The sequence below is a fragment of the Micromonospora sp. BQ32 genome (assembly GCF_059358895.1).
On the sequence record NZ_JCADBI010000006.1, the window covers coordinates 133898 to 143850 of the forward strand.

The 9953-nt window shown below is 72.1% G+C and carries 12 protein-coding genes; all 12 read right to left on the bottom strand.

Features of this window, described 5'->3' with window-relative positions; all coding sequences use genetic code 11:
* Nucleotides 1–38: 38 nt before the first annotated feature.
* Complete coding sequence (locus AC5L30_RS14670; RefSeq protein ID WP_494867797.1) at nt 39–1067, bottom strand: hypothetical protein; 1029 nt, start codon at nt 1065–1067, stop codon at nt 39–41.
* Between the two features lie 42 nt (nt 1068–1109).
* Nucleotides 1110–2054: an RluA family pseudouridine synthase gene (locus AC5L30_RS14675; RefSeq protein ID WP_494867798.1), complete on the bottom strand. Its 945-nt coding sequence runs from the start codon at nt 2052–2054 to the stop codon at nt 1110–1112.
* A complete protein-coding gene (gene lspA, locus AC5L30_RS14680) occupies nt 2051–2665 on the bottom strand; it encodes a signal peptidase II (protein ID WP_494867800.1) in 615 nt (204 codons plus the stop codon). Before lspA ends, AC5L30_RS14675 begins: the two co-directional genes overlap by 4 nt.
* A gap of 64 nt (nt 2666–2729) precedes the next feature.
* Complete coding sequence (locus tag AC5L30_RS14685; RefSeq protein WP_124770807.1) at nt 2730–3149, bottom strand: TraR/DksA family transcriptional regulator; 420 nt, start codon at nt 3147–3149, stop codon at nt 2730–2732.
* Nucleotides 3150–3374: 225 nt separating this feature from the next.
* On the bottom strand, nt 3375–4874 hold the full coding sequence (locus AC5L30_RS14690; protein ID WP_494867802.1) for a potassium/proton antiporter: 1500 nt from the start codon (nt 4872–4874) through the stop codon (nt 3375–3377).
* 22 nt (nt 4875–4896) lie between these two features.
* Nucleotides 4897–5202, bottom strand: coding sequence for a DUF167 domain-containing protein (locus tag AC5L30_RS14695; RefSeq protein WP_494867804.1), 306 nt, complete (start codon nt 5200–5202; stop codon nt 4897–4899).
* Nucleotides 5203–5212: 10 nt separating this feature from the next.
* On the bottom strand, nt 5213–5899 hold the full coding sequence (locus AC5L30_RS14700; RefSeq protein WP_494867806.1) for a hypothetical protein: 687 nt from the start codon (nt 5897–5899) through the stop codon (nt 5213–5215).
* Nucleotides 5900–5979: 80 nt separating this feature from the next.
* Entirely contained in the window at nt 5980–6789 is an 810-nt protein-coding gene (locus AC5L30_RS14705; protein ID WP_036411965.1) for a DivIVA domain-containing protein, read from the bottom strand.
* Nucleotides 6790–6833: 44 nt separating this feature from the next.
* A complete protein-coding gene (locus AC5L30_RS14710) occupies nt 6834–7139 on the bottom strand; it encodes a YggT family protein (protein WP_030334503.1) in 306 nt (101 codons plus the stop codon).
* Between the two features lie 30 nt (nt 7140–7169).
* Nucleotides 7170–7862: a cell division protein SepF gene (locus tag AC5L30_RS14715; protein WP_238660713.1), complete on the bottom strand. Its 693-nt coding sequence runs from the start codon at nt 7860–7862 to the stop codon at nt 7170–7172.
* Nucleotides 7863–8053: 191 nt separating this feature from the next.
* The gene (locus AC5L30_RS14720) at nt 8054–8797 is read right to left on the bottom strand and encodes a YggS family pyridoxal phosphate-dependent enzyme (RefSeq protein ID WP_494867808.1); all 744 of its coding nucleotides are present in this window, start codon (nt 8795–8797) and stop codon (nt 8054–8056) included.
* A 9-nt stretch (nt 8798–8806) separates the two neighbouring features.
* Nucleotides 8807–9922: a cell division protein FtsZ gene (ftsZ, locus tag AC5L30_RS14725; RefSeq protein ID WP_494867809.1), complete on the bottom strand. Its 1116-nt coding sequence runs from the start codon at nt 9920–9922 to the stop codon at nt 8807–8809.
* Between the last annotated feature and the right edge of the window lie 31 nt (nt 9923–9953).

Consider the following 9953-nt stretch of genomic DNA (forward strand, 5'->3'; position numbering starts at 1 on the left):
TCGGACCACACCTCAGAGCGCACACCAGCCGGCGCAGATCACGACGACGGCGGCGGCGACGACTGCCCGGCGACGGCGGCGTCCGGCGAGGTGGTGACGCTCGGCGGCGTGGACTCGGTGGGCTCCGGCTTCGACGGCTCGGGTGACGGAATCGTCACGAGGGGTGCGGGTTCCGACGATTCGCCCACGGGGGCCGGCACCGGTGCGCTGATCGCTGGCGCTGGCCGCTCGGCCTGGGTCGGCGCGGGGTTCGGCCCGGTGTCGGCCGGCGGGCGCACCACGTCGCGCTGCTCGGGCAGGGGCGGTGTGAAGACCGTGCGCTCCAACCGGTACACCTCGGGGGCGGGGTCGACCGCGCGCACGTCCGGCCGGGCCGCGACACCGCGCAGCGCCACCGGCGTCGCGCGAACCACCGCCGCGTAGACACAGGCGCAGCCGGTGCGGTACGCGGCCGCCTCGGCGGCGGCCACCTGGGCGCCGCTGACGTACTGCTCCCGCAACTCCCGCTCGCCCACCCCGTCGCCGTCGACCGCGGCGGCCCTGGCCCGGTAGTCCGCCGCCTCGGTCTCCTTGCGGGCCGCCACCTGTGCCATCCCGGCGACCACGTCGTCGGGCACCCGCAGCGCGGGGATCTTGACGATCTCGGTCTGCCGGCCGAGCAGTGGAACCCGCCCGAAGACGGTCGAGACGCCGACGTCACCGAGCACCGATTCCAGCCGCTGCGGTGGCAGATACGCGTCGAGCGTGACCAGCGCGTACGTCCCGCCCTCGGCGGCCGGGGCGGACCCGGGCAGCGCGGCCAGGTCGGCCGCGGCGGACCGCAGGTAGCCGGGGACGGAGTCGCCGTCGGCAACGCCGACCCGGGTCACCTCGCCCACCGTCCGGTCGCCGACCGGTCGGTCGTCGACCGCCCAGACCGCGGTGCCGAGCACCGCCGCCGCGGAGAGCACGGCGGCCCAGCTGAGCACGCCGGACCGCGCGGACCGGTCACCCAACCGGGCCACGGCCCGGGTCAGCGGCGGCAGCAACCGCTGGTCCAGCTGCCGCAGCAGGTTGCCGGCGCGCACGGGCGGGATCCCCTCTGTGGATCGGTGTCGGGCGGTCGCCGCTCAGTCACGCAGGATCTGGAGCGCACGGTCCAGGTCGTCAGGGTAGTCGCTGACGAACCGGACCTCGTCCCCCGTTCGGGGGTGCAAAAAGCTCAGTTCGCGGGCGTGCAGCCACTGTCGGGCCAGGCCGAGACGGGCCGAGAGGGTGGGATCGGCACCGTAGGTGAGGTCACCCACACAGGGGTGCCGCAGGGTGGAGAAGTGCACCCGGATCTGATGGGTCCGGCCGGTCTCCAGCCGGACGTCGACCAGACTCGCCGCCGGGAACGCCTCCAGGGTGTCGTAGTGGGTGATGCTCGGCTTGCCGCCGGAGACCACCGCCCACCGGTAGTCGTGGGTGGGGTGCCGGTCGATCGGTGCGTCGACGGTGCCCCGCAGCGGGTCCAGGTGACCCTGCACCACCGCGTGGTAGCCCTTGTCGACCTCGCGGTACTTGAAGGCCCGCTTCAACGCCGTGTACGCCTGCTCGCTCTTGGCCACCACCATGATCCCGGTGGTGCCCACGTCGAGCCGGTGCACCACGCCCTGGCGCTCGGCGGCGCCGCTGGTGGAGATGCGGTGCCCGATCGCGGCGAGCGCGCCGATCACCGTCGGCCCGGTCCAGCCGGGGCTGGGATGCGCGGCCACCCCCACCGGCTTGTCGACCACGACGATGTCGTCGTCGGCGTAGACCACCCGCAGGCCGGGCACCGCCTGCGGCACCACGGTCGGCGGTACGACCGGGGCGGGCAGCGTGACCTCCAGCCAGGAGCCGGCCTTGACCTTGTGCGAGTTGGGCCGGGCGGCGCCGTCGACCAACGCGTCTCCGGCGTCGACCAGGGCTGCGGCGGCGGTGCGGGAGAGCCCGAACAGGCGGGACACGGCCTGATCCAGGCGCATGCCGTCGAGGCCGTCCGGAACCGGAAGGGAACGGTGGTCGCCGCCAGCGGCGAACGCGGAGGTCATGCCCGCTCCCGCTGCTCGGCGCCCGACGCGGCGTCGGTGGTGGCCGGGTCGCTGTCGCGCCCCGCCCGCCGGCCGTCACGCTGGCGGCCGGTCAGCTCCAACAGGACGGCCAGCAGCACGCCGCAGACCAGCGCACTGTCGGCCAGGTTGAACACCGGCCAGACCTGACCGTACGGGTCGAAGAGGCTGATCATGTCGACCACGTGCCCGTGGAAGGGGGACGGGGCCCGGAAGATCCGGTCGACGAGGTTGCCCAACGCGCCACCGAGCACCAGGCCGAGAGATATCGCCCAGGGCAGCGAGCGCAGCCGCAGTGCCATCCAGACGATCCAGCCGACCACCCCGATGGTGATCAGCGGGAAGATCCAGGTGTGGTCCGCGCCGATGCTCCAGGCCGCGCCGCTGTTGCGGGTCAGGCTCAGGTAGACGAACCCGCCGAGCAGCCGAACCGGCTCCCGGTCGGTCAGCGCGGCCAGCGCGAGGTGCTTGGTGACCAGGTCGGCCAGCAGGGCCACCAGGGCGACTCCGGCGAGAATCGCGACGGCCCGGGGCCGGCGGGTGCCGCCGCCCGGGTCGGTGCGGCCGGGTTCGGCGGACGGTACTGCGGTCATTCGCTCCCCATCGACAGTCTTGGCGGTGATCGCTCACCGTCTCATCGCCGCCGGGGAACGGACCTCAGCGCCGCTCCTCCAGCTGCTTGCACGTCACACACTGGGTGGCCGACGGGAAGGCGGCGAGGCGCTCGACCGGGATCGGGTTGCCGCACCGCTCGCACCAGCCGTAACCACCCTCGTCGAGGCGCTCCAGAGCGCGCTCCACCTGCGTGATCCGTTCCAGAATGCTGTTGGCGAGAGAGATCTCCTGCTCCCGCTCGAGCGTCTTGGTGCCCGTGTCGGCCTGGTCGTCCCCGGCCGAGTCGGTCAGCCGATCGCGCTGCAGCTCGGTGATCTCACTCAGCGTCTGATCGTACTCGGCACGAAGCTCGTCCCGCCGCGCCGCCAGGGCCGCCCGGATCTTCTCGGTCTCCGCCGTGCTGCGGGTGGCCTTGGCCACCGGCTTGCGCCCGGCGGTCCTGGTGTCGGCTGGCTTCGCCATGGGTCGCTCCCTCGGCCGGGGAACCGCGCGGTCCGCGGCGCCTGGACAGGGGGCGCCGACCAGGGCGTCCCCTATGTACGAAAAGGGGCGCGCGGCGACGATGGCCGCGCACTCCGGAGGTTGGCAAGAATACGGAACGTACAGGCGTCCGACAACGTGCCGCACCGTCGCGCCGTCTAACAGCCCCTAGCCCTGCCTAACTGGGGCAAAGGGAACGCTAGCAGATCAATTGACCACCTCATCCCCGTACTCACCAAACCATCGGGCCAGACGACCCCGTCGACTGACCGCCCGCAAACGCCGTTCCGCAGCGTCCCGCACCCCGGCGGTCGCCACGATCAGCAGACTGTCGCCGGTCTTCAACCGGGTGTCCGGTGCCGGCACGAAGCCCACGCCGTCGCGCAGCACCAGGGTCACCGACGCGCCCAGCGGAAGCCGCAGCTCGTCGACGTGCACGCCGGCCAGTCGCGACCCCGGCGGCACCTCCACCTGGAGCAGGTCCGCCCGCATCCGCTCCAGCGGCGCGGTCTCCACATGGATCTCGGCGGCCTCGGCCGGCGCGGTCACCCGCAACCGGCGGGCGAACGGCCCCAGCGTCCCGGTCTGCACCAGCGTGAAGATCACCACCAGCACGAAGACCACGTCGAAGAGCCGCTCCGCGCCGGGCACCCGCTCGGAGAGCGGAATGGTGGCCAGCACGATCGGCACCGCCCCGCGCAGCCCGGCCCAGGACAGGAACGCCTGTTCGCGAAGGCCGACCCGGAACGGCAACGCCGAGACGGCCACCGACAGCGGCCGGGCCAGCAACACCAGCGCCAGCCCGGCGACCACCGCGGGCAGCACCGCCGCGTCCAGCCGGCCCGGCGAGGCCAGCAGACCGAGCAGCACGAACAACCCGATCTGGGCGAGCCAGGCCAGCCCGTCCGCGAAGCCGAGAATCGCCTGCCGGTGCGACAGGCGGGCATTGCCCAGCAACACCCCGGCCACGTAGACGGCGAGGAAACCCGAGGCGTGCAGAACCGCCCCCGCGGCGTACGCCAGCACGGTGATGCCCACCGCGGCGATCGGGTAGAGCCCGGCCGAGGGCAGCGCCGCCCGGCGCAGCGCCCAGGTGCCGGCGACGCCCGCGGCCACGCCGACCGCCGCGCCGACGCCAAGCTCGTAGCAGACCAGCGCGACCTCGTACCACCACGGGTGCGAGAAGCCGCTGTGGGACAGCAGCACCACCAGCAGCACCACCGGGGCATCGTTCATCCCCGACTCGGCCTCCAGGGTCGCCACCAGCCGGGGCGGCAGCCGCAGCCGGCGCAGGGTGGCGAAGACGGCCGCCGCATCGGTGGACGAGAGCACCGCGCCGTAGAGCAGCGCCAACCGCCAGTCCAGCCCCAGCAGCAGGTGCACGGCGACGCCGACCACCACGATGCTGACGATCACGCCGACCGTGGAGAGCGCGGAGGCCAGCCCGAGCACCGGGCGCAACGTGGTCCACCTGGCGGTGAGGCCACCCTCCGCGATGATCACGATCAGCGCGCAGAAGCCGAGGGTCCGGGTCAGCTCGACGTCGTCGAAGCGGATGCCCAACCCGCTCTCGCCGATCGCCACGCCCAACGCCAGGTAGACCAGCAGGCTGGGCACGCCGAGCCGGGTGGAGAGTCGCACCGCGCCGACGGCGACCAGCAGCACGGCCGCACCGAGCAGCAGCGCGATATCCAACCCGGGCGTCACGGCTGCCTTACCTGGGCTGTCCTCACTCGGCGGATCCGTCGCGCAGGCGGCGCAGCACCTCGGGCACCCCCGGGCCGGGCCGATCGACGAGGAAGAGCTTGTCCCGGCTGGCCGCGCCGGCACGCAGTGACACCGCGGCCGGTCGCACGCCCAACGCGCCGGCCAACGCCCGGCGGGCCGCCTCGGTGGCCCGGCCGTCGACGGCCGGGTCGTGGACTGCGATCACGAGGGCGGGCCCGTGCGGCCCGTCGAAGCGGCCACCCACCCGGTCCCGGGAGGCGCCGGGCTTCACCCGTACCGCAACGGTGAGCGTGTCCTGCGCGGGCACCGGCGCCGCTTCAGATCGGCCGGGCGTCGGCGAGCAGAGCGGTCGCTGGCGCGCAGTGCGCGCACGGAGTGAAGCCGAGTTCCACGGCCTCGGCGACCGGCAACGTCTCGGGCTGCCAGCCAATCAGGTGGGGGCAGTCGTCGAGGTGGTAGCGGGGGCGGCCGTCGACGACCTCGACGGCGTCGAGCAGTCGCGCCACCCGGGCCGCCTCGGCGGCCGTGATCTGCTGGGCGGCCGGCTCGTCGACCGCCGGGACCGCTGGGTCGACCATGTCGTCGGTCGACGCCGCGATCGGCGACGCCGGGCTGACGGGCCGGGCCCGCGAGGACACCTCGTCGATCGGGGGCGCCTGGTCGACCGGCGGCGCGGGTGGTTGCCGCCACCCGGTGCCGCCGGTACCAAACGTCGTGGGCACGTGCTGAACCGGCACCTCCGGCTCGACCAGCGGCGGCCCGTACGCGACACCCGGTGTGGCCTGGCTGGCCGTGCGGGGTGCGTCGGGGTGCCGTCGGTCGGTCCGGCCGGGATCCGCCATGGCGCGGTTGGCGGCTGCCTGGCGGGCGCCCACCACCAACGCCACGGCGGCCAGCAGACTGGCCGCGATGGAGATGACCAACAAGAAGCTGGAGCCACCGGCCAGGCCGAGCACCAGTAGCACCACCGCGACGAGGATGAGCAGAAGACTCGCGACTATCACGGCTCACCCCCGCCGCGTCGAACCATCCAGGCCGGGCCGGCGACCGTCACCATTGGCGGACAGCGATCGCCGGCCGGTGCTCAGCGTCCGGCTTCGAGGGCGCCGGAGCGCCCGCCGCCGCCGTACGAACCAGCGAGACCCGCTGCGGCCAGCCCGTTGCCGCCAGCGACCCGGCCGGCTTCGGAGCGGGTCATCTCGGCCTCGAGGCCCTGGCCACGACCGTCGAGGTCACGCAGCTGGCTCTCCAGGTACGCCTTGAGCCGGGTGCGGTACTCGCGCTCGAACTGCTTGAGCTCCTCGATGTGCTTCTGCAGCGCCGTGCGCTTGGCGTCCAGGCCGCCCATGGCCTCCTGGTGCCGCTGGCGGGCGTCCCGCTCAAGGGCGTCAGCCTTCGCGCGCGCCTCCCGGGTCACCTCCTCGGCCTTGCTGCGAGCCTCGGAGAGCAGCTGGTCGGCCTCGCGGCGCGCGTCGGACACGTGGTCGTCGGCGGTGCGCTGGGCCATCATCAGCACGCGCAGGGCCTGCTGCTCACCGTCGCCGGTGACGCCGCCGGCCGGGCCGCCGGTCGCGCGGACCTGCTCCAGCTCGGCCTGCATCGCGCGGGCAGCCTGCTCGGCCGCCGACTTGTCGCGCTGCACCCGGTCAAGTTGGGCCTTGACGTCGTTGAGCTCCGCCGCCAGTCGGGCGTCGCCGCCGGGGCCGGCGGGGGCGCCGCCACGGCCACCGCGCTCCACCTGGGCGCGCAGCTCGTTGTTCTCCTCGATGAGACGGGCGAGCTCGCGCTCGACCTCATCAAGGAAGGCGTCGACCTCCTCCTCGTCATACCCCCGCTTGCCGATCGGCGGCTTTTTGAAGGCGACGTTGTGGACGTCGGCCGGGGTCAGCGGCATCGAAACTCCTCGGGTCAGTTGCGGCCGCGAAAGCGCGTCGGTCATCAGGCAGATGCCCTGATCGACGGCCCTAACACGAACTCCATCAGCACGAACAGGATAACCAGGAGCACAAGGGAGGCCAGGTCGATGCTCACGGTACCAATTCGCAGCGGAGGGATCACACGCCTCAACGCGTTGAGAGGGGGATCAGTGACGCTCCACACGGATTCCAATCCTGCCGATGCTCCACGCCCCGGTTGCCAGCGACGGCCGTACTGCAGGACGGCGCTCAACACGAACCGGGACAGAAGAAGGAGCAGGAAGACATAAAGGATCAGGTACAGCACTTGCAGTAAGATCGACAACACGGTCAGCGACGTCCCTCGGGTCGGGCGGGGTCAACTCAGACTGAAAAAGCCGCCCTCAGCGATCTTGGCTTTGTCCTCAGCGGTGACCTGGACGTTAGCCGGTGAGAGCAGGAACACCCGATTGGTCACGCGCTCGATCGTACCGCGCAGGCCGAACGCCAGTCCGGCGGCGAAGTCCACCAGACGGCGGGCATCGGCCTCATCCATCTCGGTGAGATTGATGATCACCGGCACCCCGTCGCGGAAGTGCTCGCCGATGGTGCGCGCCTCCCGGTAGGTGGTGGGGTGCAGCGTGGTGATCTGGTAACGCTGCTCCTCCTCCGGCAGAGCCCGCTCGCGCGACGTGACCTGCGGCGCGAGGGCCAGGTTGTCCCGCGTGTGATAGGTCAGCGCACCGGACGTCTCGCCCGCCGACGACCGGGTGATCGACCGGACGCTGGACCGCTCGATCCGCTCCGGCCGCTCGCCGTCACCGCGCTCGGACTCACTCAACCGCCCACTCGGCCGCTCGGAGAGTCGACCCCGCCCGCTGTCGCGCGGCCGGGGAGCCGGCGGCTCCTCGGTGTCGTCCTCGTCGTCGTCGGCGAACTCCTCGGCGTACCGGCTCTGCCGGTAACGCGAGTCACGGTAGCCACCCTTGTCGTAGCCACCGTCGTCGTAGGCCCGCTCGTCGTCTTCTTCGACCAGACCGAGCCAGACCCCCGCCTTGCGCAGTGCACCCATCCCGCGCCCTTCCGTCCGCCGTGCGGCACGCGCCCCCGTGCCATGTCGCCCGTCGCGAGTGGACAACCATGCCCATCGGACCGGAACGGCAATCCCCCGGCGCGCGATTCGCGTCGCGCGCCACAACCCCCGACTAGGAGACGCCCGCCCCTGAAACAACACTGATGTAATTTGCTTGTCTCGCGGTCAGGCTACCGCAGCGTGGGACGCATTCCGAGCAACGCGCTACCGACGCGGACAAGTGTCGCGCCGTAACGGATCGCGATTTCGAAATCTCCGCTCATACCGGCGGACAACGCGGTGGCTCCCGGATGGACAGCCCGAAACGCGTCGGCGACCTCCGCGAGCCGGGCGAACGCCCGCTCCGGCTCCCACCCCAGCGGAGCGACCGCCATGAGACCGACCAGACGCAGCCCCGGCGCGTCGGCCACCGCCTCGGCCACCGGCTCCAACCCGGAGCCCGGATCCGCCGAGTCGGGCAGTGCTCCGCCCCGGGCCGCGTCGCCGTCGATACTCACCTGAATCAGGGCGTCGAGCGGCGCCTGCCGGTCGACGGTCGCGGTGGCCAACGCCCGGGCCAGCCGGACACTGTCGACGGAGTGGACCACGTCGGCGTAACGGACCACCGAGCGGGCCTTGTTGCGCTGCAACTGCCCGATGAAGTGCCAGCGGGGACGCACCCCGGCCGCAGCCACCTCGGCGGCCTTGCCGGCTGCCTCCTGGTCGCGGTTCTCCCCCATGTCGGTCACCCCGAGCCCGGCCAGCGCCACCACGTCACTGGCCGGGTAGGTCTTCGTCACCGCGATCATCGTGACCTCGGCACGGTCCCGGCCGGCCTGCGCGCAGGCATCATCGACCCGGGACCGAACCTGTGCCAGACCGGCCGCGAGTTCGGCGTGCCGATCCGGTCGTACCGTGGCTGAGCTGTCGGTCATCGGCGGTGCTCAGGACCCGTTCTTGAGGAAGTCCGGCACGTCCACGTCGTCGAAGAGCACGCGACGCGGCGACTGGGCCGGAGCCGGGTTGGTGGCCGGCGCCGGCACCGGAGTGCTCTGCGGTGCCGGCTGGTTGGTGTTGGTCTTGCGAGGTGCCTCGGCCGCCTTGTACGCGGGCGTGCCGCCGTCGAAGCCCGCCGCGATGACGGTCACCCGCACCTCGTCACCGAGCGCGTCGTCGATGACCGCGCCGAAAATGATGTTGGCGTCCGGGTGGGCCGCGTCGGTGACCAGCTGAGCGGCGTCGTTGATCTCGAACAGGCCCAGGTCAGAGCCGCCGGCGATGGAGAGCAGCACGCCCCGCGCGCCGTCCATGCTCTGCTCCAGCAGCGGGCTGGAGATGGCCGCCTCGGCCGCCTCGACCGCGCGGTTCTCGCCGCGGGCGCTGCCGATGCCCATCAACGCGCTGCCAGCGCCGCTCATCACGCTCTTGACGTCGGCGAAGTCCAGGTTGATCAGACCCGGGGTGGTGATCAGGTCGGTGATGCCCTGCACACCCGAGAGCAGCACCTGGTCGGCCGTGCGGAACGCGTCCATCATGCTGATGTTGCGGTCGCCCAGGGCCAGCAGCCGGTCGTTCGGGATGACGATCAGCGTGTCGCACTGGTTGCGGAGTTCGTCTATTCCCGACTCGGCCTGCACCTGGCGGCGCTTGCCCTCGAAGGAGAACGGCCGGGTCACCACGCCGATGGTCAGCGCGCCGAGCTTGCGGGCGATGTTGGCCACCACGGGCGCCCCACCGGTGCCGGTGCCGCCGCCCTCGCCGCAGGTCACGAAGACCATGTCGGCGCCCTTGAGCACTTCCTCGATCTCGTCGCGGTGGTCCTCGGCGGCGTTCTTCCCGACGTCCGGGTTGGCACCGGCCCCCAGGCCACGGGTCAGCTCCCGGCCGACGTCGAGCTTGACGTCGGCGTCGCTCATCAGCAGCGCCTGCGCGTCGGTGTTGATCGCGATGAACTCGACGCCCTTGAGCCCAACCTCGATCATCCGGTTGACGGCGTTGACGCCGCCACCCCCGATGCCGACGACCTTGATGACCGCCAGGTAGTTGTGCGGAGGTGTCATCTCCGGTCCTTTCCTTCGAGATTGGCTTCGG

Excerpts from the sequence above, each read along its gene's own strand:
- AC5L30_RS14705 (WP_036411965.1), bottom strand. The coding sequence starts at position 6,789 with ATGCCGCTGACCCCGGCCGACGTCCACAACGTCGCCTTCAAAAAGCCG.
- lspA (WP_494867800.1), bottom strand. The coding sequence starts at position 2,665 with ATGACCGCAGTACCGTCCGCCGAACCCGGCCGCACCGACCCGGGCGGC.
- AC5L30_RS14720 (WP_494867808.1), bottom strand. The coding sequence starts at position 8,797 with ATGACCGACAGCTCAGCCACGGTACGACCGGATCGGCACGCCGAACTC.
- AC5L30_RS14675 (WP_494867798.1), bottom strand. The coding sequence starts at position 2,054 with ATGACCTCCGCGTTCGCCGCTGGCGGCGACCACCGTTCCCTTCCGGTT.
- AC5L30_RS14685 (WP_124770807.1), bottom strand. The coding sequence starts at position 3,149 with ATGGCGAAGCCAGCCGACACCAGGACCGCCGGGCGCAAGCCGGTGGCC.
- AC5L30_RS14715 (WP_238660713.1), bottom strand. The coding sequence starts at position 7,862 with ATGGGTGCACTGCGCAAGGCGGGGGTCTGGCTCGGTCTGGTCGAAGAA.
- ftsZ (WP_494867809.1), bottom strand. The coding sequence starts at position 9,922 with ATGACACCTCCGCACAACTACCTGGCGGTCATCAAGGTCGTCGGCATC.